This is a genomic window from Mycoplasma tauri (genome assembly GCF_016925555.1).
Lineage (GTDB): Bacteria > Bacillota_I > Bacilli_A > Mycoplasmatales > Metamycoplasmataceae > Mycoplasmopsis > Mycoplasmopsis tauri.
In genome coordinates this window covers 639,659-665,647 of sequence record NZ_CP070479.1, presented here as the reverse complement: position 1 = coordinate 665,647, position 25,989 = coordinate 639,659, and the positions used below count along the sequence as shown (strand labels likewise).

Below are 25,989 nucleotides of genomic sequence, written 5' to 3'. Positions count from 1 at the left end.
ATTTTTATCAAATATTTTAAGATTTTTTGAAAATAATTTTCATAATTACAATACCTTTATATATTATATAAGTTTTGACTAAAAAATATTTAAACAAAAAAGCCATAAAATTTGAAAATAATTTTCATAATTTAATTTTTCGGCCTTTTAATTAAAGTAAAATATTACTATAATGGTTTATTTTTATCCCATTATACAAGCTTAAATTAAATATGAATATAGGGGGAATATGGCAAAAGAAAAATTTGTCAGGACAGTCCTTGGGGATGTTCCAGCTAGCTCAATTGGAATTACTGACTGCCACGACCACTTAATTAAAAATGGTGGTCCTGAGATGCATGAACACGTTGATTTCTTAATGATCGATGTTGAAGCTGCTAAAAAAGAATTACAAGAATACGTTAACCACGGCGGAAAAACTATTGTAACAATGGATCCACCTAATGTTGGTAGAGATGTATATAGAATGATGGAAATTGCTAATGCATTTGCTGGTAAGGCAAACATCATTATGTCAACAGGATTCCATAAAGCTGCATTTTATGACAAATATTCATCATGATTGGCATGTGTTCCAACAGATGAAATTGTTAAGATGATGGTTGCTGAAGTTGAAGAAGGTATGGACGAGTACAATTACAACGGTCCATTTGTAAAACGTTCAAAAGCTAAGGCAGGTATCATTAAAGCTGGTACAGGTTATGCTGCTATTGACAGATTAGAACTTAAAGCACTTGAAGTTGCTGCTAGAACAAGTATTGAAACAGGTTGTCCTATTTTAGTTCATACACAATTAGGAACAATGGCACTTGAAGTTGCTAAACATTTAATTGACTTTGGTGCAAACCCAAGAAAAATTCAAATTTCTCACTTAAATAAAAACCCAGACAAATATTACTATGAAAAAGTTATTAAAGATACTGGCGTAACACTTTGTTTTGACGGTCCAGACCGTGTAAAATACTACCCAGATTCAACATTAGCTGAAAATATTAAATATTTAGTTGATAAAGGTTTACAAAAACACATTACATTAAGCCTTGATGCAGGTAGAATTCTTTACCAAAAGAATTATGGCCAAACAAAAGGCAAAGAAACATTTGGTTTCGCTTATCTATTTGAAAGATTCATTCCATTACTTAAACAAGTTGGCGTGTCAGAAGAAGCTATTGAAGATATTTTAATTAATAACCCTCGTGAAATTCTTGCTTTTGACGAACCTAGAAAATATGATGAATCAAAAGTATCAGCAGAACTAAAACAACTTAAAAAAGACCTTAAAGTTGCTTAATTTTAGTGCTGTTGGTAAAAAAATATTTATAAAAATTAAAGGAAAAAATGTCAGAAACATCTACAAAAAGACCTTTTAATTGAAAAGTGTTTATTGCTGCGATGGTGACACTCCTTATTATTATTGGTATCTTTTTTGCAACATTAGGATACCACTGATATAAAGGAGGAGTTAATGCTGAACAAACTAAAGCTGGTTCACTTTTCTTCATTAAAGAAATCGTTCTTAATAACTTTTTAGGAGTTAATGCGATCCTAATTGGTTTATTAGTGTTCTTAGGATACATAATCCTTGGTAGAGGATTTGTTACATCATTTATTGGTACATTAAAGGCTATGATTGGTGTTGTATTGATGCAAATCGGTTCAGGTGCTCTTATAGGACTTGCTAAACCAGTCTTTGCTGCATTTAGTAAATTTAGCGGTGTAGCTGTTACTCCTCTAGATACATATTTAGGTCATACATCTTCAGGTGCATTCCTTGATTCAGTTGGTGCTGGTTTCTCATCATGAATCTCTTATGCATTGATTATTGGTCTATTTATTAACATAGCTCTTATTGCATTAAGAAAATATACAAACGTGCGTTCATTAATGATTACAGGTCACGTTATGTTCCAACAAGCTGCTGTTGTAGTTCCTGTTGTGTTAATCTTGTTATTTTCACAAGGTGCAGGCATGAGAGATGCATCAGGTGCTGTATCAGTTGGTGCACAAATTGGTACAATTCTATTCTCTGGTATATTACTTGGTATTTACTGAGGTGTAGCTTCAACAAGTACAATTAAAGGATCAGACGTTGTTACACAAGGCGCAGGTTTTGCAGTTGGTCATCAACAAATGTTTGGTGTTGCTATTGCATATGAAATTGGAAGATACTTTGGTAAAGCTGAAGATTCAGCAGAAAATAGAAAAATGCCAAATAAATTGAAGATTTTTGAAGACAATATCTTTACACAATCATTATTAATTTTATTTGTGTTTGTTGTTCTTATCATGATTATTCAATTTGCTCCTGGTCTTGATGCAACAGTTAGATTTGCTGATTTAGCTACTGGAAAAGTTAATAGTACATATAAATCATGAACAGTTGGTGGTGGTGCAGTGTACTGAGTAATTAACATTATTCTTGGTTCACTTCAATTAGTTGCTGCAATTATTGTTATTCAAACAGGTGTTAGAATGTTCGTTTCAGAACTTCAACAATCATTCCAAGGTATTAGTGAAAAATTAATTCCTGGTGCTGTTGTTGCTGTTGACGTTGCTGCTACATATGGTTTTTCACCTAATGCTGTAACATTCGGTTTCGTTTCAGGTACTATTGCTCAATTTATCGGTGTAGCTGTGGTTATTGGACTTTCACAAATTCCAGGTGATTCATTTAAAATTCCTATTGTAATTCCATTGTTTATTACATTATTCTTTAACTCTGGTTCTATTGGTGTATTTGCAAATGCATCTGGTGGTTTTAAAGCCGCAGTTATAGTCCCAGCAATATTTGGTTTCTTAGAAATTATTTCAATTGCTCTTGGTTTAGCAATGTTTAATAGCTTTGGTGTTAAAGCTGCTGCTGTAAGTGCTACTCCATTTGCTACAGGTTACAACGGTATGTTTGACTGAACAATGATTTGAGGTTTAGTAATGCTTATTGGTGGTGGTCATGCTTATGCAGCTTATGTAGTGTTACCACTTTACATTATAGGTATGCTTATTCTTGCTCAAATTATTGACTCTGCAAGACAAACAAAACCTACATTCCTTCAAAAAGCAATGGGAATTAAACCTAAATTAATACAAGAAGCTCAAATTGCTTAATTAATTCTTATCTTAAATAAAGGAACTTTGTTCCTTTATTCTTATATAATGAGGGATTTTTTCCCCAATGATACTTATTTATAAGGAGATTAATATGAAAGTATTATGTTTATGTGGTTCTGGTATGGGAACAAGTATGATTATTAAATTAAAGACACAACAAGCTCTTAGAGAACTTGGTATTGAAGGATCAGTTGAAGCCCTTGGTCTTGGTATGGGTAAATCAGTTGCTAACAATTTTGATGTAATTTTATGTACTCAAAACTTTGTTTCTGAAGTTGCAAATTCAAAAGCCGCTGTATATGGTCTTAAAAACATCATGGATATTAATGAAATTAAAAGCGCATTTCAAGATGCTGTAGCAAAAGGCATTAAATAATGGCTGAAAAATTAAATTTATTAGATAACCTTATTGTTAATGATTCAATTATTGTGGGTTATGATGCACAAGATTATAAAGATGCCATTCATAAAGCTTGTGAACCATTAGTAAATAAAGGTGTTATTACTTATGGCTACTATGATGCAATTATTAAATCAACAGAAGCACATGGTCCATATTACATTTTAACCGACGGTCTTGCAATGCCTCATGCTTCAGCAACTGAAGATTGTGTATTCTCAAATGGTTTTTCTCTTGTTACATTGAAAAAACCAATTAAATTTGGTGATGACCCTAGAGAAGTTAAAATTGTTATGGGTCTTGCGGCAAAAGATGGTGAAACTCATACAGCAGTTGCAATTCCACAAATTATTGCTGTTTTTGAAGACCCAAGTAATGTTGATAGAATTGCTGCTGCAAAAAGCAAAGAAGAAGTTATTGAAATCATCAAAAGTGTTGATTACACTAAATTTATGATGTAGTCAATCAAATATCAAAAAAACTATAAATAAGAGGTAGAATATGAAACCAATGCTCCAAATAGCACTAGATAATTTAACTATTGAAGAAGCAATAGCTAGCGCTAGAAAAGTTGAAAAATATATTGATATTATTGAAGTTGGAACAATTTTAATTTCATCAGAAGGAAAGAAAGCTATTAAAGCTCTTAGAGAAGCTTTCCCTACAAAAATAATAGTAGCAGATGGAAAAATTGCTGATGCTGGTAAAGTATTTGGCAAGATGTTCTTTGAAAACGGAGCAGATTATACAACATGTATTTGTGCTGCTGAAGTTCCTACTATTATTGAAACAATGAATGTTGCTAAACAATATGGTGAAGATAAAGAAGTTCAAATTGAATTAACTTCAAACTTTACATGAGAACAAGTTGACGCATGATCTGCTGCAGGTGTTCCTCAAGTTGTTTGACACCGTTCAAGAGATAGCCAAGCTTCAGGTGTTAAATGAGGCCAAAGAGATATTGATTCTGTTGCTAAATTAGCTGAAAAAGGCTTTAAAGTAACCATTACAGGCGGTGTTGCTCTTGAAGATATTAAATTGTTTAAAGATATTCCTGTATTTATTTTCATAGCTGGTCGTTCACTTCGTGATGCTGAAAATCCAGAAGCAGCTGCAAAAGCATTTAAGGATGAATTTGAAAAATACTGAAGTTAAAAATAGACTTGTTGGTATTTATGAAAAAGCTATCAACAATAAGTTTTCACTAGAAGACAAAATTAAAATAGCTAAAGCTGCGGGCTATGATTTTATGGAATTTTCAGTTGATGAAAGCAGTGAAAGACTTTCTAGATTGGACTGAGATGATGAACAAATCAAAGAAGTTCAATTACTTTTAGTTAAACATCAATTTAACTTTAATTCTATGACTTTAAGTGGACATAGAAAGTATCCTTTTGGATCAAAAAATCCAGATACAAGAGCCAAAGCCATGGAAATTATGCATAAAGCGATTATACTTGCTAAAAAACTTGGTATTAGAACAGTTCAGTTAGCAGGATATGATGTGTATTATGAACAAGGTGATGAAGAAACAAGATCGTATTTCATTGAAGGAATAAAAGAAGCTGTTAAATTAGCCTCAAAGTATTCTGTAACACTTGCTTTTGAAATAATGGATACAAGATTTATGGGAACAAATTCTAGAGCTTTAACATACATTAATATGGTTAATAGTCCTTATTTACAAATTTATCCTGATCTTGGTAATATTTACCAATGAGCTGATAAAACAGACTTATTCAATGAATTTGAAGTGGCTAAAAATCATTTGGTTGCCTTTCACTTTAAGGATACCGTTCCAGGAAAGTTTCGTGATACACCTTTTGGTACAGGTACTGTAGATTTTCCATATATGTTAAATATTTTAAAAAAATTAAAACTAAATCAACCAATTATGATTGAAATGTGATCTTTAAATAATTTAGATGAAACTTTAGATGAAGCAATTAAATATATAGCTGATGCACATGAGTTTTATAATGAACAGTGATCAATGGTGGGGGGTGATAATTAAAATGAGTCAAATTGATAAGAAATATGAAGAAGAAATAAAAGTACTTAAACAGGAAGTTTATGATGCAAATATGCTTCTAGTTAAATATAATCTTGTTATTCACACTTGAGGTAATGTTTCAGGTATAACAAAAGATAGAAAATATATGGTTATTAAGCCATCAGGTGTTGACTATTCAACACTAAAACCTGAAGATATGGTTATAACTGATATGGAAAACAATGTTTATGATTCAAAATATAAACCATCAAGTGACACACCAACACATACATTGTTATATAAAGAAAACCCAGGTATTTGAGGTATTGTTCATACACATAGCCCAAATGCTGTTGCTTTTGCTCAATCTGGAAAAGACATACCTTGTTTTGGTACAACCCATGCCGATAATTTTTATGGCCCAGTTCCATGTGCCAGAGCACTCACCCCAGAGGAAATTAATGGTGAATATGAGCACAACACAGGTTTAGTAATCATTGAAACTTTTAAACAAAGAAATTTGGATTGAAAAGCAACAAGCGCTACTCTTGTTAAAGAACACGGTCCATTTGTTTGATCATTTAAATCTCCAAAAGCTGCTGTTGATTTAGCTTTAACACTAGAAGAAGTTGCTAAGATGGCAATAAAAACTTTGATAATTTCAAATAATACTGCTCCAGTTGCACAAGAAGCTTTGGTTGAAAAACACTACAATAGAAAACATGGTAAGAATGCTTACTATGGTCAAAAATAATTAAAATGAAAAAATTAAAAACACATAGAGTTAATTTTGTAAGTGGCGCATATTGATATCAACCATCAATTTGGACATTTTCTAGAAGATTATGAGCTGCTCGCCCTTTCAAAAATATAGAGGATTTAATTATTCATTGTGATTTACATCATTATCCAGGTGGGATAATTGATCTTAATAAAGATCCTCTTTTCAAAACATTTAATTCTGTTCAAAAAGCCCTTAAAACAGGTATTTCTGTAAATACAAGCACTTTATTATCTAATGGTAATAGTCTTGAATTTAATATTTTAGATTCTATAGTCGTTGTTTTAGATGATCTTTCATTAGAATATATTAAAAAAGGTTTGATATTTTGTATTCCCACCTATACGTTTAAAGAAGAGTTAAAAGATTATAATTTAGAAGAAGGCGAAAAATTAGAATTTATTTACCGAAAAAAAGAATTTGAAATAAAAAAGGTAAAAAAAGATGAAACAAATAATGAATCATCTTAGAAATTTAATTAGCTGTGATTTTTGTCAATTTGAGCTCACTCATCAATAAGCTCAGAAGTTTTTTGTAGTTTATTGTAATTTTCCGGATTATTGTATATTAAAGCCTCAAAAAGCATATTTCCAATAAGCATTTGAGAGACCTTTGAACTAACAGGGACAAGTAATGAATCATTATGAATTTTTTCATAATTTATCATGAGATTGACATTTAGATTATTGTTCTTGTTTTCATTCTCTTGTGCTGAAGTAATGGCTATAACCTTTATGTTATTCTTATTTGCATTTTTAATAACGAAATGAGATTCGTTTGATTTTAAATTGTTAGAAAAAACAATTAAGAGATCATTATGGTTACCATTAGCCAAACAAGGGAAAAATATATGAAAATCTGGATTTGAAACCACTGACATACCAAGTTTTATTAAATTAGCGGCCAAGTCCGCGCTTATTCTCTGGCTTGAACCAGAACCATAAATAAATATTTTATTTGAATTATTAATTAATTTAGAAGCTTTTTTGCATTTATATATTACATTTTCAGTGCTAATATTATCAATTGCAAACTTATATGAAGAGTGAATAACGGTAAACGGATTTAGATTATTGTTTTCATCATATTCTATAGGGTACATTTTTGTAAAGTTTGATAATTTAATATTTATTGCAGCTATAAAAGAGCGATAGTCTTTGTAACCATATTTTTTTACAAAACGGCTTACTGAAGATTCAGATGTTTTTGAAATTTTTGCTAATTCAACTATAGATAAGTCAAATTCGTTTTTTTCAAAGCTATTTATAAATTTTAAAATATTTTTCTCGCTTTTAGTTAAGTAAGTGTTTTCAGATAAAATAGGGCGTTTTACATTAGTTTTATTTGAGTATGTCATATTAATAATTATAATAAATTAAAATTTTAAATTTAAAGAGGTAAAAAAATGCAAATAAAAGGGATAGGTGCTTCAAAAGGGATTGCCATTGCTAAAGTTTTTAAAATTGAAGAATTACCAATTGAAATTCCTAACAAATCAAATGGAGAAGTTGCTGAAATTGATTTATTTCAAAAGGCAATTGAAAAAATTACAAAGGATATTAAAAATACAATTGAAATAGCAAAGACTCAAGAACAAAAAGAAATTTTTGGTGCCCATTTACAAATAGCACAAGATCCTGCTGCTGCAGAAGATATTATAAATGCCATTAAAAGTGGACAATCAGCTATTTTTGCAACAAATGAATATTTTAGTAATATGGCTGCAATTTTCGATCAAATGGATGATGCATACATGAAAGAAAGAGCTGCTGATATTAGGGATATTTTGAATAAATTCTTATATTTTTTCAACGGTATACAAGAACCTAATTTAAGTGCTATTAGGGATGAAGTTATTATTGTAGCTAAAGATCTAACTCCTTCTCAAACTGTACAATTAGACAAAAAATATGTTAAAGGTTTTGTAACTAATATTGGTGGCACAACTTCACATACAGCCATTATGGCAAGAAGCATGAATATACCAAGTGTTGTTGGCGCAAATAATGCTCTTGAAAATTGCGAAAATGGGGATATTATAGCCTTAAACGGAACAACTGGTACATTGGTTATTAACCCAAATAAGGAAGAATTAGATAAATATTCTAAACTTCTTGAAGAATATAATGAATATTTAAAAATGATTCAAAGTTTAAAAGGGAAAGAAACTGTTACAACAGATGGCCATCATGTTGAAATTGGAGCTAATATTGGCGGAGTAAAAGATATAGATGCCGTTCTTGAAAATGATGCTGAAGTAGTTGGATTATTTAGAACAGAATTCTTGTATATGGACAATGATCACTGACCAACAGAAGATGAGCAATTCGAAGCTTATAAAGCTGTTGCTGAAGCTATGAAAGGCAAACAGGTTGTTATTAGAACACTTGACATTGGTGGTGATAAAACATTGCAATATTATAAATTCCCAGAAGAAATGAATCCATTTTTAGGTTATAGAGCAATTCGTTTATGTTTAGATCCACAACACAAAGAAATTTTTAAAACACAATTGAGAGCTATTATCCGTGCTAGCGAGTTTGGAAAAGTTGCAATAATGTTCCCAATGATTACAAATGTTCCAGAGTTTCAAGCTGCTAAAGATATTTACTTAGAAGCTTATGAAGAAGTTGCAAAAGTAAATAAAAATATTGCTAAATCAAATGAAATTCAAGTTGGTTTGATGATGGAAACTCCTGCAGCTGCTGTTCTATCTGATCAATTTTGTAAATATGCTGATTTTGTTTCAATTGGCACAAATGATTTAATTCAATATTCTATGGCTGCTGATAGAATGAACGAATCAATCGCATATCTTTACCAACCTTTAAATCCATCAATTTTAAGATTAATAAAAATGATTATTGATGGTGCTCACAAACATGGAAAATGAGCTGGTATGTGTGGAGAAATGGCTGGTGAACCAATGGCTGCCCCAATCCTTCTTGGACTTGGACTTGATGAGTTTTCAGTTGGTGCAGGTAGCGTTTTGCGTACAAGAAAACTTATTAATTCTTTATCTAAAAAAGAAATGGAACAAATTGCTCGTGAAGCTATTGAATCCGATTCAGAAGCTGATGTTATTAAGCTTGTTTCAAAATATGTTAAATAATAAAGAAAATAAAAATGGGTTCGAGCCCATTTTTTATTATTATCTATTTTTAGCCTACAAAAATAAAAATTGGTGTTAATACAATTATTGCTAGGTAAAAAAGTGAGAATGAAATTTTGTAATATTTTGTAGTTGTTTTTATTTTTTTATTTAAATTATTGTTCATTAATAATTTGAGATTTTTTGTTTTCTTTTTATAGTAGTCAACTCTACGTTCACCAATATAAACCAACATAAGTAATATAGCAGAAACCAATGAAGCAATTATAACTGTGCCTAATGTTGACATTGCTGTTATTATACCAGCATTAGAATATTGATTCTTGCCATCGTAGGCTGTACTTTGTATTGAATCAAGAACTATAGATTTATATAAGAAATCACTAGTTCCTGTGCCACCGGGAGTTAATGAAATTGCATTTGCAACACGAGTAAGAGTGCTTTGAACTGTCATGTTTATATAATATCCATATTGAATATCCGGTTTAACAATATCAAGCGATTTGGCTTGCAGTGCAGTAGGTGAAATTAACAGTGGTATCATTTTTATAATTACCATTTCAATAAAATGCCATGGATTTTTAAATGTCTTTTTCATACATTGTCTAATGTTAAACATTTCATATTTAAATTTAGCCTTAATAGCAAAAGGATCATAAGATTTTATAAATGGTAGTCATTCAGCCATTAAAACAATAATTTTAATTAAAAAATTTTGAACCTTAATACTTACTGTCATTACCAGCAATATAATAGCTAGCCCTGTGTCGAATATTAGCCCTAGAATTAACATAATAATAAAGAAAGCTACTATAGGATTATCTCCACTAAAGAAATTCTTATATGCAGCAACACCCATGGGAACAAAGATGATTGTAGAAATAATATTTGTTATTTGTCATATAAATGTGTTAACTACAATAGAAGACATCATTATAGGTCTTGATACATCTCTTCTTCTAAGGTATCAATATGTTGCTAAGTCCCCTCCAATTGATTTTGGAGTAAGAGTTTGAATAATCAACCCTATTGCAGAACCAGTAAAAACATCTCGTCATTTTACTTTTCCACCTTGTAATTTGATTAATTTTTTGAATACTCATGCTTGAATAATTGCTACTGCTAGAAATGATAAACACATAAAAGCAAAAGCAGCTCTTGCAAGATATCCATCATTTACATGTCTAGAGTTACCAGGGGCATCAAACCTGACATAAAGTTTTTTTATAATTGCTGACATAACAGCTATTGGCCCATCATTATTGCCATCATCAATTTTGTAAACTGTATAAAACAAAAATAAAATTATGGCAGCAAAAATAGCAAAATAAAAACTAAATTTAATAATTGATTTTTTGGAAACTTTGCTTTCCTGATTATCTTCTTTTAGATCAACAAGTCCATTTACTATCTCATGATTACGAACAACCATTGTTAATTCTCTATTATCTTCTTTTTTGTTTTCTAGTGTTTCACAATATATTTGGATAGAATTTAACGCCTGATTATATTTAATATACGTTGATTCTTTATTTTGAAATGAAAGTTGGTAAACATTATATAAATTATCAATATTTGACAACTCTTGAAATCTAACAATTTTATATTTATCACTTATTTTTTCAACTTGTTTTATTCTTTGTATAAATCTTTTAGCGCTGTCAAAATTCATTTCATAAGACTTAACACATAATTGATGTTGTCCATAAGTTTGATATATTTCTTTTAAGATGTCAAATAAATCTTTATTCTTTTCAACCTTATAGTAATTGATCATTCTTAAAATTTCAAATAAGAATTGATAACCATCAAAGTTTTTATTTATTGAATTATGCGATAAAAATTCGTTGCTGGCTGTGAATGCAAAAAGAAGTTTTTTGTTAGTTTTTTTAACTATATCATGAATAGTTGACTTATTTATAAAGTCATAAGTTTGAATTCCATTAATTTCAGCTATTTTTTTTGTCAAAGAACCAACGTAACTATTTTTAGCAATAATAAAACGGCTTAATTCCTCTTTAGTCAATTTTAAATCTTCGTTTATTAAAAAATGTAAATAAATGGCTGCTAATTCATCAGATTTAAAAAATTTAAAAACAGATTTGTGTTTGATGCATAAATTAATTCCTGTGCATTGTTGATTAATAACAAAATTTGCTTTTGAACCTTTAAATAAGCCTTTTCAGTAAATTGGCATGAGATATTTTTGATTATCTACATGGTAGTAATTAGAATCTTTATTTCTTTTTTTAGAAAAGTAATTAAGTTTTAATTTATCAAATCCGCTAGTAAAAAAATCATAGCTTGATGCATCTGAAAAATCTATACCAAATTTTATGAATTTTTCTCCCAAATATTTGTTGTCTTTGTAATGTTCTACAATTTCATTTATGTAGTTTAAATGAGAAAGATCATAATTAATTTTTGCGGGAAGTTCTGGTAAATTAATTTCAAGAAGGTTAGTTCTAGACATTTCAGACATTATTTTTTGCATTTTTTCATCATCAAATGGCGAACCATTTTTGTTATTAAATAAAATTTGCATTTTTTTGTCATCGCCATTGCAAGATTGAAAAGTAACAATAATTTCACATTTATTTCTAATTGAAGCATATTTTTGAATATTCAAGGGTGCATGATAAGATTCATCAATTGAGAATATTTTATAGTTGTTTTCAGTTAAAACACGAGCAAAAATATTTAAAAACATTTGTGACTTCATTTTGCTATCAGAAATAAGAAAAATTTTTTTCTCTTCTTTTTTGTAAGGATCATCAATTTTACAAAAAGCTTTTGCTATAGCCACAATTGTTAAATCATTTAGTGAGTTTGCTCCATCACCAATATCTGAAATAATTCTATTATTTATGTTTCTAATGGAGTTAAAAAATGATGTATCTATTTTTTCTTCTGAACTTTCAATTCTAAAATTAGATAGTTCATTTGTATATTCACTATTTAAAAATTTATCCTGGTCAGGCTTATTAAAAAAGGAACGATTAGACATATAAAACCCCCATGTTAGAAAACAAATGTTAATTATTAATAATTATATTAAATAAAATTAAATGTTAATATTATTAGAAACTAACAAGCTCTATTAAAACCAAAATATTTTATTGTATTACTAGTTATTTTATTTTTTGTGCTTGCCACTTTATAAAATAAACATCAAAAATACTATTGAAATCCAAATTGTTTGTGTACAGAAGGCAGCAACACTCATTTTATTATGTTCATCTATATGATTCTTTTTAGATAGACCTAATAAAAATATTTATCTGTAATTAGAACAATAATTTTTATATAATTAAAAATATTTAAAAACTGCGGAAGGTCAACATGAAAAAAACAATTAATGATATTGAACTTAAGAACAAAAAAGTTTTAATGAGAGTAGACTTTAATGTTCCTATTAAAAATGGCATTATCACTTCAAATAAGAGAATTATTGCCGCTTTACCAACAATTAAGAAAGTTATTAATGATGGAGGAAAATTAATCCTATTTTCTCATTTGGGCAGAATTAAGGAACAAGGCGATATAGTTAAAAATGATTTATTCCCTGTGTCAATTGAATTATCTAGATTACTTGAAAAACCTGTTTTATTTGTAGATTCTACAAGAGGAAAAGAATTAGAAAATGCTATTAGTAATATGAAGCCAGGCCATATTATTTTAGTTCAAAATACCCGTTTTGAAGACTTAAACGGAAAAGCTGAAAGTAAAAACAACCCTGAATTAGCTAAATATTGAGCTTCTCTTGGAGATGTATTTATTAATGATGCTTTTGGAACAGCACATAGAGCTCATGCATCCAATGTTGGTATTTCAACTTACATTAAAGAATCAGCTCTTGGTTACTTAATGCAACAAGAAGTTGAATCATTATCAAAAGCTATTACTAACCCAGCTCATCCATTTGTAGCCATTGTTGGTGGCGCAAAAGTTAGTGACAAAATTAAAGTTCTAGAAAACTTAATAACTGCTGTTGATAAAATGATTATAGGTGGTGGAATGTCATATACATTCAAAAAAGCTTTAGGTTATTCTGTAGGTACTTCATTACTTGAAAATGATTTAATTGAATTTGCAAAAGATTTCTTAGCTAAATACGGTAACAAAGTTATTCTTCCACTTGATAATGCATGTACAAAGGAATTTGCAGATGTAGAGCCAGTTATTTGCGATCTTAATATTCCAGATGATTTAATGGGCATGGATATAGGTCCTAAATCAATTAATTTATTTAAAGAATCACTTGTTGACGCCAAAACTGTTATTTGAAACGGGCCAATGGGTGTTGCTGAATTTAATCATTTTAGTAAAGGAACATTAGAAATAGCACAAGCTATTGCTAAGTTAGGTCCATCATGCTACTCAGTTGTTGGAGGTGGTGATTCTGTTGCTGCTGTTCAAAAATTAGGTATGGAAAAACACTTTTCACACGTTTCTACTGGTGGTGGCGCATCTCTTGAGTTTCTCCAAGGTCATGAACTACCTGGTGTAGCAGCAATTCAAGACAAATAAAATAGAAAATAAATAAGCACAAATTAAGGTTGTGCTTATTTTTTATTAAATAAAAACTTTTTAGACTCAGCAATTTATTTTGAAACAAAAAGTAGCTTTTAATAAGCTACTTATAGAATCCTTTGTGGATATATGGAGCAAATGAGGGGAATTGAACCCCCGTATCAAGCATGGCAAGCTTGTGTTCTACCATTGAACTACATTTGCATACCTATTATTTTATACTAAAATTAAAATATACAAAAATTTTTTATAAAAAAATGCAGCAACTAACTGCACTTTAGTATTAATCATTTATAACAAACTCAACAAGTGTTTCAACTAAAACTCCCATAGGCTTATTATCAATGTCAGCTGTACCTGCTATGTCGCAATGTATATAATCAACATTGTTTGTGAATTCTTTTAAAAACATGGCTGCTGTATTTGAATCAGAAAGTTCTTTTTCATTGTAGTTATTTAAGTCTGCAGTAATGCTTGCTTGGTTTGGTTCATGAAAGTCTTCATGAAAAGGCAATCTTCAAACTTTTTCTTTTGCTCTAATGGCAGCATTTTTGAATCTTGTTCACTTCTCATCATTTGTTGCTCAAATTCCTGAGTATGTTTTGCCAAGTGCTCTAACAACAGAACCTGTTAGTGTAGCCATATCAATTAAAGTGGTTGATTTTAGCACAGTTGCGCCATAATAAAGTCCATCAGCTAGAACTAATCTACCTTCTGCATCAGTATCTGTTATTTCTACTGAAATTCCAGACATAGATTTGTAAACGTTTTGAGGCAAAACAGCATCACCATCTAGACGATTATCGGTTATGCACATAATGGCAGCAACATTTTTCTTAACCTTTAATTCAGCTAATGATTTTAGGACATAAGCAACTATAACAGAGCCACTCATATCATATTTCATTCCTTCCATATGATAACCTTTTGTATTAACTCCACCAGTGTCAAAAGTTATGCCTTTACCAACAAAAGTTGTTTTTTCATTTGAAGTAGGATCGCCATTATATTCTATGATCACAACTCTTGGTTCATGAGTTGATCCTCTATTAACAGCAAGAATTAAATTCATGCCTAATTCTTTAATTTTATTTTTATCTAGAATAGTAATTTTAACATCAGGCAAATTGGCAAAATCTTTTTTAACAAAATTTGCTAATTCGACTGAATTACAGTAGTTTTCGGGCATGACTTGATAGTTTCTACATAAATTTCTATTTTCACCTATAATTTCCAATTTGTTAGCATATTTTTCTAATGACTTGTCTTTAAATAAAAATGTGTAATTATTTTTTGGTTTGTTTTCTTTCTTTATATTAAATAAAGTTGCATTATGAAAAATTATTCTTGAGTAAAAAGCTTTCGTTACTTCTTCTAATGTTATTTCTTCTCTGACAAATGATTCTATATCAATTTGATATTCCCTTTCAGAGGTTAAAATTTTTTTGTCAATAATATCCACCAAATGATAATAATTTTTAACTTTTTTATCTAAAAAAATATAAGCTTCATTATCAGATAAAAACTCTGTTATTGCCCCGGATTTTTTACTTATATTTGTATAAATATGGCTTTTTGGTGAATCTTCATATTGAGCTTTTAATAATATTTTGTCATCTCTTTCAATTTGATAATAATTAGACATAAATTTCCTCCTCTATTTTTTGTAAATTTTATTTAAATATAAATATTTTTAATTATATATTGTTTAAGTACATCTCTCATTTTTTAAATATTTAAATTTAATTTTAATTCTGAATTATAAAAATAGCTATTTTAGTAATAAAAAACAGGCGAACCTGTTATTTTTTGTTAAATATAATTCTTTGTGAATCATTAACTCCAATAAATTTTGAAAATTCATTTAATTCTTTTTCAAGATTATTAACACTTAATTTTTCAAAAGTTAAAGTGAACTTATTGTTTGAATTTTTGAATGAGTCTCTGCCAAAATGTATTTTAAAATCTTTAGAAGCTTCATTAATTATTACAACTTTAAACTTATCATTATTTATTTCTGCAAAAGCATACTCGTCAATAGTTCTAATATTTTTAGGCAATATTATTGTTTCTAAATTCTTGCAATTTTGAAAAGCAGCATTCTTAATTCTTATTAAGTTTGAATTATCAGCAAAAATGACTGTTTTTAAGTTTTCACACCCTTCAAATGCACGTTCGCCAATAAATTTTACTGAAGAAGGAATTGTTATACTTTCTAATGCATTATATTTCAAAAAAGCTTCATTTTCAATTGCAACAACATCATAATCATTTTCCTTATATTTTAATTTTGATGGAATTTCTATGTTAGATTTTGAGCCTAATTTATCGTTATTTTCAAAAATTACACGTTTAGTACCTGTTATAGTAACTTCATTATTACTGTTTATTTTTATAAAAAAATTTCCAGTGTCATCTTTTAATGCTGGTTCTGATTTGCTTCCACAACTCATTACTATAAGGGGCATAGCCAATGAACCAACAGATAAAATTGAGAATAATTTATTTTTTTTATGCATTTTGTACTCCCAAGCAATAGCTTCTAAAAATTAAAAAAATTTTTAAATAATTAATTAGCTTATTATACACATTTTTGTTTGAATATGATTATCTAAAAATAATAGATTTTTTGCTTTGAAAAACTTAATTAAGATATAAAATTAAAAAGCAATACATATAGACAGTAACTGCTCATGCTTAATTTGTTACCGAGTGTATCTATTTAGATTTCTCTTTAATAATGTCTTGGTATTGTGTTATTTAATTAATGAAAGGGGGGATTATATGGAATCAATCAAACCTTCAAAAAATAGATTAGCTAAGATTGAAACTGTTAGAGAAATTAGTGAAAAAATTCAATCATCTAAAGGTTTAATCATTGCTGAATACCGTGGTTTGACTGTTGCAGAACTTAAGAATCTTCGTGTTGAAGCTAAAAAAGCTGGAATCGAAATAAAAGTTTACAAAAACAGATTATTTAAATTAGCTGCTAGAGAAGTTGGCTATGACCTTGACGAATATCTTGTTGGCCCAAACCTTTTTGCTTTTAGTAATCTTGAAGACAATGCTGCTGCTAAAGTATTAGTAAATTTTGCTAAAACAAATAAATTATTACTACCTAAAGCTGGTATTTTTGAAAACCAAGTTATCGATACAAAAACTGTTGCTGAAGTTGCTTCATTACCAAACTATGAAGAAGCTCTTACAATTCTTGCTCGTTCACTTATGTCACCATTACAACAACTCTCTCTTTCTCTAAAACTTTTTAGCGAAAAAGAAAGTCAATAATTTACTTATCAAATCTTAGAAAGGACTAATCATGGCAAAAATTACAAAAGAAGCATTCATCGAATCACTTAAAGAAATGTCTATTAAAGAAGTTATGGAATTAGTTGATGCAATGAAAGAAGAATTTGGCATCGACCCTACAGCTGTTGTTGCTGCTGCTGGTGCAGCTGCAGCTCCTGCTGAAGAAGCTAAATCAACTTTTACAGTTATCCTTAAAGGCGACAACGGCAAAAAACTTGCTATTGTTAAAGCTGTTAAAGAAGCTCTTAATCTTGCGCTTATGGATGCAAACAAATTAGTTTCAGCTCTTCCTGCTACTCTTAAAGAAAACATTCCTGCAGCTGAAGCAGAAGCTTTAAAAGCAAAACTTGTTGAAGCTGGCGCTGATGTTGAATTAAAATAATTTCTCAAAAAATTAAAAAATTTAATTTAAAATAGTCTGCATAAGCAGATTATTTTATTTTTTTAAAACCACTATAAAACAGGTTTTTTAAGCAATTTTTATTGATGATTTGAGGCTTAAATTTAGTTAGAAAAAATAATTTTAAATTAAAATTTGTATGTTAAAATTAATATATTAATTTAGTACTTAGTATAAGTATTGTTTTTTTGTACGCGTGCACATGCATTAGGTTACAAAAAATTTTTGAGAAGGAGCATTGAGTATATGGCAACTGTAAAAGCAAACAAATACGTAAATAAATACCCATACAAAATTAAAAAGTATGGTCCCTACACAGAACGTCGTGACTATTCTGTTACTAAAAATAACTGAACTGTTCCAGACTTTTTAAGCATGTCTAAGAATTCTTTTGAATGATTTAAAAAGAGCGGAATTGAAGATGTACTTAGAGAACATTACCCAATTACATCAAGTAACAAAAAAGTGTCATTAGAATATTTACACAATTCAGCTAGATTGGAAATGCCACCAAAAGAATATGATGCAATAGTTGAAGCTAAAGTAAAAGGAATTAACTATGCAGCTAAACTTTTTGCAAAATTTAAAGTTACAACTGATAAAGGTGTTGTTAAGGAAGATGAAGTTCTTCTTGGTGAAATTCCTCTTATGAATTCAGGCGGTAGTTTCATAATTAATGGTAGTGAAAAGGTTATTGTTAGTCAGTTAATTCGTTCACCTGGAGCATACTTTGGTTGTGGAGTACGTAATAAGCAATCAGATGACTTGTTTAACAAATTAGAAATTCTTCCAAGACTTGGTTCATGAATTGAGATTTCACATAAAATCACAATTAAGAATCCAGATTCTGTAAAAATAAAAATCGACAAGAATAAAAATATTAATCTTGTAACATTTTTAGGTGCTCTTGGTTTAAATGAACAAAATATTATTAACCTTTTTGGTAGTTCTGATGAACTTAAAGAAACTCTTCTAAGAGACAAAAGACTTAAATCAAGTGATGATCCAAAAAAAGTTATTTACAATTGTCGTGAAGAATTATTTAGTGTAATTCGTCGTGGTGATCTAAGAACAGAGTCATCAATTTCTAACCTTCTTCCAAGTTTATTGTTCAACAAAAAACGTTACAATCTTAGCGCAACAGGTAGATACATGTTGAATAAAAAGCTTAATTTAGTTGATAGAATTACAGAAAGATATCTTGCTCAAGATCTTGAAATTAAATTGTCTAATGGTGAAACTAAATTTTTAGAAAAAGGTTCATTCATTGAGCATAAACTTGCTATCGAAATCCAAAGAAACTTTGATCAAGGTCTTTTAAAGACTGAAGATATTGATGGAATTGATGCAGATACTGTTTACGTAAAATTAATGCAGGATCCAAATTATGCATATCTTAAAAAATCAACAAAAATTGCAAAAATTTTAATTTATGCAAATAGAAAAAGAATGGACAAAGGCCTAGATACTTTAGTAATTGGTAATGATCCAAAGAGTGAAGCTCAACACTTAATTGTTTCAGATATTATTGCAGCAATTAACTACTACTTTAATCTTCTTGATGGCATAGGACAAGATGATGATCCAGACTCAATGACAAACAAGAGAATTATGTCTGTTGGTGAATTAATGCAAAATCAATTAAATGTAGGTTTATCAAAACTTGAAAAAACAACACGTGAGAGAATGTCTGCTAAAGAACCTGAGAAAGTTACTCCAAAAAATATTACTAATAATAAACTTGTTTCTAATCAAATGAGAACTTTCTTTAACTCTTCAAAACTTTCACAATTTATGGACCAAATTAATCCTCTTGCTGAAATCTCAAATGAAAGAAGAATTACATCACTAGGACCTGGAGGTCTTAACCGTGATACAGCTCAATTTGAAGTTCGTGACGTTCATGCAACTCACTATGGAAGAATTTGCCCTATTGAAACACCTGAAGGACCAAACATTGGTCTTATTCTAAACTTGGCTAACTATGCAAGCGTTAACAAGTATGGATTCCTACAAACTCCATACTTTAGAGTTAATAATGCTGTTGTTGACTATGATGATGTTGTTTATTTAACAGCTGCTGATGAATTTGGTTATAACATTGCTCAATCAACAGTTCATGTTGATGATAACAATAGAATTACTGACGAAGTATTAACCATTAGAAAAAATTACACGTATATTCTTGGTTCTGCAGAAGATGTTGACTTTATTGAAGTTTCTTCACGTCAAATGGTCTCTGTAGCTGCTGGATGTATTCCATTTCTAGAAAATGATGATGCTAACCGTGCACTTATGGGATCAAATATGCAAAGGCAAGCAGTTCCTCTTTTGGAAGCTGAAGCTCCTTTTGTTGCTACAGGTGTTGAAGCTGATATTGCTAAATATTCAGCTGCAAACTTTAGAGCTAAAAATGATGGTACTGTTGAATATGTTGATGGTCAAAAAATTAAGGTTAGAAATCAAAAAGGTACCCTTGATACATACAATATGAAGAACTTTCAACGTTCAAATCAAGATACAGTTTCTCATCAAAAACCTATTGTTAAGGTTGGAGATGAAATTAAAAAGGGAGATTTACTTGTTGATGGTTCAAGTTTTAAAAACGGAGAACTTGCTCTTGGAAAAAATCTTCTAGTTGCCTTTACAACATTTAAAGGTTACAACTATGAGGATGCTATTATTTTGAATGAAAGACTTGCAAAACATGATGTTTTAACTTCAATTCACATAGAAGAACAGACAATTCAATTCAGAACAAGTAAAGCAGGTAGCGATGAATTAACAAGAGAAATTCCTAATGTTCCTAAATATGCAATTAGGCATCTTGATGAACATGGAATTGTTCTTATTGGTTCTGAGGTTGTTCCTGGTGATGTGCTTGTTGGTCGTGTTTCACCTAAAGGCGATGACAATCCATCTAGAGAAGAAAAATTACTTGCTGCTATTCTTGGTCAAAGACAAATGAATGTAAAAGACACTTCATTAAAAGTTAAAAATGGTCATAATGGTACAGTTATAGGTGTTGAAGTATTAAGTAGAGACAATAAAGACCAACTTGAAGATGGCATTGACATGATTGTTAAAGTTTCAATTGCTGTTAAACGTAAAATTCGTGTTGGTGATAAAATGTCAGGTCGTCATGGTAACAAAGGTGTTGTTTCAATTATTCTTCCTGAAGAAGATATGCCACACCTTGAAGATGGTACACCAGTTGATGTTATGCTTAACCCTCAAGGTGTTCCATCACGTATGAATATTGGCCAAGTTTTAGAGGTTCACCTTGGTATGGCAGCTAAATCACTTGATTGTAAATTTGTTACTCCAGTGTTTGATGGTGTTAAAAAAGAAGAAATTCAGGATGTTACTGCTGAAGCTAACTTACCATTAAGCGGTAAACAATATTTAATTGATGGTGTAACAGGAGAAAGACTTGATAATCCAGTAACCGTTGGTATTATGTATATGCTTAAACTTAACCATATGGTTGATGACAAAATGCATGCACGTAGTGTTGGAACATATTCACTTATAACACAACAACCACTTGGTGGAAAGAGCCAAAATGGTGGTCAAAGATTTGGTGAAATGGAAACTTGAGCACTTGAATCATATGGTGCTACAAATGTATTACAAGAAATTCTTACATATAAATCTGATGATATCTTTGGTAGAAATCAACTTTATACTTCACTTGTAACAGGAAAAGACTTACCTGAACCAGGTGTTCCTGAATCATTTAATGTTTTAAATTATGAGCTTAAAGGTTTAGGTATGAAATTGGACATTACTACTGAAGATAACCATGAAGATGATGAAGCAGCAGAACAATATTTTGAAACAAGCGATGCTCTTGCTGATGGAGGTTTTGATGAATAATTTTAAAAGAAAAGTTCAAAGCATAGTTAAAAAAATTAAGATCTCTTTAGCTACAAAACAAGATGTTCTTGATTGATCATGTGGTGAAGTAACAAAACCTGAAACAATTAACTATAAAAGCTACAAACCAGAAAGAGATGGTCTTTTTGACGAACTTATTTTTGGTCCTACAACAGACTTTAAATGTCCTATTTGCGGAACTAAATATAAGAAAAGCGATGAAAACACAATTTGTGAAAAGACACCTATGTGTCAAAAATATCAACCAAAAATTTTACCAAAAATGGTTCGTAGAAGCAGAATGGGTCACATTCATCTTGAAAACCCAGTTGTTCACTTTTGATTTTTCAAAATAGACCACTCAATTATTTCTAAACTTCTTGGTTTAAGGGTTGCTGATTCATCAAAAGAAGTTTCAAAAGGTGACTTAGAAAAACTTATTTATTATAAAAGCCATATAGTTCTTGAAGATGGTGGTCTTAAAAACTTACCTAAAAACACAATAATTGACATTTCCGAAGCTGCTATTATATATAGAGATGCTCTAACTGAATTAAAAGAAAGATTCAACAAAGATAGTGAAGAATATGAATTTATTAGTGAGGCTTTAACAGAATTAGAACAATATGCTGTTTCTCAAACTGGTCAAGACTATGGTATTGACTTCTATGAATACAATGAAATTATTCAAGAGTTTTCTGATGCTAGAATATCAACAGGTTCTAAAGCTATTGAATATTTACTTGAAAATGCAGACTTAGAAGCTGAATCAGCACGTATTGAAAAAGAAATTAAAGAGATTAATGAAGCGATAAGAAGAAATTCAGCTGCAACATTAAAAGTTCAAGAAAGAGCAAAACTTTACAAACGTTTAGCTGTAATTAATGCATTTATTCAATCTGGCCAAGATCCTAAGTCAATGCTTATTTATAATCTTCCTGTTATCCCTGCAGATTTACGTCCATTAGTTCAACTTGACGGTGGTAGACATTCAACAAGTGATATTAATGAGCTTTATCGTAGAATTATTATTAGAAATAATCGTTTGAAAAAATGAGATGAAACAGATGCTCCTATGCTAATTAAGCAAAATGAGTATCGTATGATTCAAGAAGCAGTTGATGCTTTAATTGATAATTCAAGAAAGAAACCAAATCCTGTTTCTTCAAAAGATAACCGTCCATTAAAATCTATTTCTGATGTTCTTACAGGTAAAAAAGGTCGTTTTCGTCAAAATCTTCTTGGTAAACGTGTTGATTACTCGGGTCGTTCTGTTATTGTTGTTGGTCCAAGACTTAAAATGCACCAAGTTGGTGTTCCTCGTGAAATGGCTGCTAAATTATTTGAACCATGAATTATTAAGGAACTTATTGCTGGCGATAATTACATTAATTCAATTAAATCTGGTAAGAAAGCCATTGAAAATTTAGATCCAATTATCTGACCTTATGTTGAAAAAGCTATCGAGGGAAGAGTTGTACTTCTTAACCGTGCACCAACACTTCACCGTTTGTCAATTCAAGCATATGAACCAGTTTTAATTCGTGGTAAAGCTATAAAATTGCATCCATTATCATGTACTCCTTTTAATGCGGACTTTGATGGTGACCAAATGGCTATTCACGTGCCTATTAGCGACCAAGCAATTCGTGAAGCAAGAGAATTAATGCTTGCATCTAAAAATATTTTAGGTCCTAAAGACGGTGAACCTATTATTAACCCTGGTCAAGATATTATTCTTGGTTTATATTACTTAACAATGGAAAAATCAGCTTCAAAAGAACCTGAAGCTGTTAAGGGTGAAGGCAAGTTCTTCTCTTCATTTGAAGAATTAATGAGAACATATGAAGAAGGGGCCGTATCTCTTCATGCTCGTGTTGTTATGCCAATTAGTGCAATTAACAAGAAAAGACTTAACACTGATCCTGAAAATAGATACATTATTTCAACTGTTGGTAAGTTTATCTTTAATAATGTTTTCCCAGATAGTTTTGAATTTATCTTTGGTAAACACATTGAATATGTAAAATCTAAAAATGCTAATGGTGAAGAAAAATTAAGTGAAAAAGAAGTTCTTTATACATCAAGCAACAAGAAACAACTTGAAGAATTCTTACTTCCTTATGGACAAAATTTTCCAGAAGTTATCAGTCAAATGCCACTAAACTTGCCTTTATCTAAAAAAGATATTGCGGTTATAGTTCGTAGAGTTTATGACAAATATGTTGCAACTGTAAACATGAGTGATATAGCATCTGTTATTAATAAATTAAACAATGATAATCTAAGCCAAATTTTTGATTTTTGTGCAGCATTAAAAGATTTTCGTGGTAAATTGTTAGACATTAATCATGTTGAAATGCTTGAAACAATCATAAGAGAAGAATATCAGAAGAAAGCTGAAGAAGTGGTTATTAATCAAAAACATGAAGAAGCTCTTTGAACAGTAGATGATTATACAGCCGTTCTTGAAAAAGTATGATTTAGATATACAAACATTGTTGCTAATGTGTTGGATAACATTAAAGAGCTTGGCTACCATTTCTCTACAAAATCAGGTACTACAATTTCAATTTCTGATGTTATAACCCTTCCAACAACTAAAGACAAAATTAAAGAAGGTGATAAATACATCGAACAACTTAAAGATTACTTTGATCAAGGTCTTATGACTGATGATGAAAGATATAATGCAACTATTGCTAAATGAGCATCTATTAAAGAAGATGTTGAGAATGACCTTAAAAAATTAACAAAAGCTTATCCAAATAACTCATTATTTATGATGCTTAATTCTGGTGCCCGTGGTAATTCAAGTAACTTTGTTCAGTTAGCTGGTATGCGTGGTCTTATGAATAACAATGCTAAAATTTTAAAAGCCGATGCTGAAAATGAACGTGTGGTTCGTTCAACTGTTGAAATTCCAGTTAAATCATCATTCCTTGATGGACTTACTGCTTATGAGTTCTATTCATCAACCCACGGTGCCCGTAAAGGTCTTACAGATACTGCTCTTAACACTGCTAAATCAGGTTATTTAACTCGTAGATTAGTTGATGTTGCACAAAGTATTGTTGTAACTGAAGATGATTGTGGAACTGATTATGGTTTTGAAGTTAAAGACATTAAAGATACTAAAACAAATACTGTTATTGAAGCACTCTACGATAGAATTGAAGGAAGATTTTCAAACAAAACAATTTATAACTCAATGGGCAAAATAATAGTTACTGCTGATGAATTAATTACCCCTGAAATAGCTAATAGAATAATTGCTGAAGGTATAGATGCAGTTGAAATTCGTTCAGTGTTATCATGTTACACACCTAATGGTGTATGTAAAAAATGTTATGGTAAAGATTTAGCACTTAATAGAGTAGTTAATATTGGTGAAGCAGTAGGTGTTGTTGCTGCTCAATCAATTGGTGAACCAGGTACTCAGCTTACAATGCGTACCTTCCATACCGGTGGTGTTGCTGGTGTTGAAGATATTACCGGTGGTTTTAGTAGACTTATTGAATTAATCGATGCCTATGACTCTCCTTGAGGACGTCCAGCCATTATTGCTGAAAATTATGGAACAATAATAAATATTCAACGTGTTAAAGAAGGCACTGAAATGGTTGAATTTGATGTAATTACACTTGAATATAAAACACGTGAAGGCAAAATTGAAACTAAATCTTATCAATCAAAAGCAGGTAGAAAACTTAGAGTTTCAATTGGTGAAAAAGTTACCCCAGGTCAAAAACTTGTTGAAGGTCCTATTGTTCTTAATGAACTTCTTCGTGTTGGTGATACTCGTTTAGTTCAAAACTACATCCTTAAAGAAGTACAAAGATTATACCGTTTACAAGGTATTACAATTTCTGATAAGTATATTGAAGTAATTATTCGTCAAATGTTATCAAAAATTCTTATTACTAACCCTGGTGATTCTAAATTCTTTAATGGCTCACTTGTTGATATTTCAGTATATCAAAAAGAAGCTGCAAAATTAATTTCACAAGGTAAAAAACCTCCTTTTGGAGATGTTAAAATTAAAGGTGCAAAACAAATTCCTTTACTTTCTAATTCGTTCCTAGCTGCTGCATCATATCAAGAAACTCCTAAAATTTTAGTTAATGCATCAATTAAGGGACAAGTTGATAGACTTAATGGTCTTAAAGAAAATATTATTCTTGGACGTAAAATTCCAGCAGGTACTAACTTCAATTTTGAAGAAAACGGTAAATATGATATTCGTGATCCTAGATCATATTTCCCTGATAAATATGATCCAAATATTCAACCAGTTCAATTTATTGGCGATGGTAAATATGATATTGATGCAAGTACTGAAATTCAAAATATTTTTGATGAATATCAAAATGATATTTTCATAACTACACCAATTAATTTTGATGAAGAAAGTGATAATTAATTATCTTATTAAGATTGCTCATGTGGGCAATCTTTTTACTTTTTTGCCAAT

The 25,989-nt window shown here is 30.1% G+C and carries 18 protein-coding genes and 1 tRNA gene; 14 read left to right on the top strand and 5 right to left on the bottom strand.

The window, feature by feature from the left end:
* Positions 1–229: 229 nt before the first annotated feature.
* The 8 genes from JS510_RS02840 (at position 230) to JS510_RS02805 (ending at position 6,752) form a co-directional block, all read left to right on the top strand.
* Positions 230–1,291, top strand: coding sequence for a phospho-furanose lactonase (locus tag JS510_RS02840; RefSeq protein WP_205517248.1), 1,062 nt, complete (start codon positions 230–232; stop codon positions 1,289–1,291).
* A gap of 47 nt (positions 1,292–1,338) precedes the next feature.
* Positions 1,339–3,105 (top strand): PTS ascorbate transporter subunit IIC, encoded by a 1,767-nt coding sequence (locus JS510_RS02835; protein ID WP_205517247.1) that lies wholly within the window; start codon positions 1,339–1,341, stop codon positions 3,103–3,105.
* Between the two features lie 94 nt (positions 3,106–3,199).
* Positions 3,200–3,484: a PTS sugar transporter subunit IIB gene (locus JS510_RS02830; RefSeq protein ID WP_205517246.1), complete on the top strand. Its 285-nt coding sequence runs from the start codon at positions 3,200–3,202 to the stop codon at positions 3,482–3,484.
* Positions 3,484–3,969, top strand: coding sequence for a PTS sugar transporter subunit IIA (locus tag JS510_RS02825; protein WP_205517245.1), 486 nt, complete (start codon positions 3,484–3,486; stop codon positions 3,967–3,969). The genes JS510_RS02830 and JS510_RS02825 overlap by 1 nt, the downstream gene beginning before the upstream one ends.
* Before the next feature lie 40 nt (positions 3,970–4,009).
* Positions 4,010–4,663 (top strand): 3-keto-L-gulonate-6-phosphate decarboxylase UlaD, encoded by a 654-nt coding sequence (locus JS510_RS02820; RefSeq protein WP_205517244.1) that lies wholly within the window; start codon positions 4,010–4,012, stop codon positions 4,661–4,663.
* Positions 4,638–5,522: an L-ribulose-5-phosphate 3-epimerase gene (locus JS510_RS02815; RefSeq protein WP_205517243.1), complete on the top strand. Its 885-nt coding sequence runs from the start codon at positions 4,638–4,640 to the stop codon at positions 5,520–5,522. Before JS510_RS02820 ends, JS510_RS02815 begins: the two co-directional genes overlap by 26 nt.
* Position 5,523: 1 nt before the next feature.
* Positions 5,524–6,255, top strand: coding sequence for an L-ribulose-5-phosphate 4-epimerase (locus JS510_RS02810; protein ID WP_205517242.1), 732 nt, complete (start codon positions 5,524–5,526; stop codon positions 6,253–6,255).
* Between the two features lie 5 nt (positions 6,256–6,260).
* Positions 6,261–6,752 carry an MPN499 family protein gene (locus JS510_RS02805; protein ID WP_205517241.1) on the top strand — a complete coding sequence of 164 codons (492 nt, stop codon included), beginning with the start codon at positions 6,261–6,263 and terminating at the stop codon, positions 6,750–6,752.
* An 8-nt stretch (positions 6,753–6,760) separates the two neighbouring features.
* On the opposite strand, the gene JS510_RS02800 is transcribed toward JS510_RS02805, so the two are convergent.
* On the bottom strand, positions 6,761–7,639 hold the full coding sequence (locus tag JS510_RS02800) for a MurR/RpiR family transcriptional regulator (protein WP_205517240.1): 879 nt from the start codon (positions 7,637–7,639) through the stop codon (positions 6,761–6,763).
* 48 nt (positions 7,640–7,687) lie between these two features.
* Between JS510_RS02800 and ptsP the strand changes: the two genes are divergently transcribed.
* Complete coding sequence (gene ptsP / locus JS510_RS02795) at positions 7,688–9,394, top strand: phosphoenolpyruvate--protein phosphotransferase (protein WP_205517239.1); 1,707 nt, start codon at positions 7,688–7,690, stop codon at positions 9,392–9,394.
* 49 nt (positions 9,395–9,443) lie between these two features.
* Here ptsP and JS510_RS02790 read toward each other — a convergent pair whose 3' ends face one another.
* Positions 9,444–12,401: a lysylphosphatidylglycerol synthase domain-containing protein gene (locus JS510_RS02790; protein ID WP_205517238.1), complete on the bottom strand. Its 2,958-nt coding sequence runs from the start codon at positions 12,399–12,401 to the stop codon at positions 9,444–9,446.
* A gap of 335 nt (positions 12,402–12,736) precedes the next feature.
* On the opposite strand from JS510_RS02790, the gene JS510_RS02785 reads away from it, so the two are divergent.
* Entirely contained in the window at positions 12,737–13,924 is a 1,188-nt protein-coding gene (locus tag JS510_RS02785) for a phosphoglycerate kinase (RefSeq protein ID WP_205517237.1), read from the top strand.
* Positions 13,925–14,057: 133 nt separating this feature from the next.
* Here the strand turns inward: JS510_RS02785 and JS510_RS02780 are convergent.
* The 3 genes from JS510_RS02780 to JS510_RS02770 all read right to left on the bottom strand — a co-directional run bounded on the left by JS510_RS02780 (position 14,058) and on the right by JS510_RS02770 (position 16,446).
* Positions 14,058–14,131: transfer RNA gene (locus tag JS510_RS02780), tRNA-Gly, on the bottom strand.
* Positions 14,132–14,210: 79 nt separating this feature from the next.
* Entirely contained in the window at positions 14,211–15,572 is a 1,362-nt protein-coding gene (locus JS510_RS02775) for a M17 family metallopeptidase (RefSeq protein ID WP_205517236.1), read from the bottom strand.
* Between the two features lie 157 nt (positions 15,573–15,729).
* The gene (locus JS510_RS02770) at positions 15,730–16,446 is read right to left on the bottom strand and encodes a leucine-rich repeat domain-containing protein (RefSeq protein ID WP_205517235.1); all 717 of its coding nucleotides are present in this window, start codon (positions 16,444–16,446) and stop codon (positions 15,730–15,732) included.
* 265 nt (positions 16,447–16,711) lie between these two features.
* Here JS510_RS02770 and rplJ point away from each other — a divergent pair, with 265 nt between their 5' ends.
* The 4 genes from rplJ (at position 16,712) to rpoC (ending at position 25,938) form a co-directional block, all read left to right on the top strand.
* Complete coding sequence (rplJ, locus tag JS510_RS02765; RefSeq protein WP_332873705.1) at positions 16,712–17,215, top strand: 50S ribosomal protein L10; 504 nt, start codon at positions 16,712–16,714, stop codon at positions 17,213–17,215.
* Positions 17,216–17,246: 31 nt separating this feature from the next.
* Complete coding sequence (gene rplL / locus JS510_RS02760; RefSeq protein WP_205517234.1) at positions 17,247–17,618, top strand: 50S ribosomal protein L7/L12; 372 nt, start codon at positions 17,247–17,249, stop codon at positions 17,616–17,618.
* A gap of 264 nt (positions 17,619–17,882) precedes the next feature.
* Positions 17,883–21,515: a DNA-directed RNA polymerase subunit beta gene (gene rpoB, locus JS510_RS02755; protein WP_205517233.1), complete on the top strand. Its 3,633-nt coding sequence runs from the start codon at positions 17,883–17,885 to the stop codon at positions 21,513–21,515.
* The gene (gene rpoC / locus JS510_RS02750) at positions 21,508–25,938 is read left to right on the top strand and encodes a DNA-directed RNA polymerase subunit beta' (RefSeq protein WP_205517232.1); all 4,431 of its coding nucleotides are present in this window, start codon (positions 21,508–21,510) and stop codon (positions 25,936–25,938) included. The genes rpoB and rpoC overlap by 8 nt, the downstream gene beginning before the upstream one ends.
* Positions 25,939–25,989: the final 51 nt, after the last annotated feature.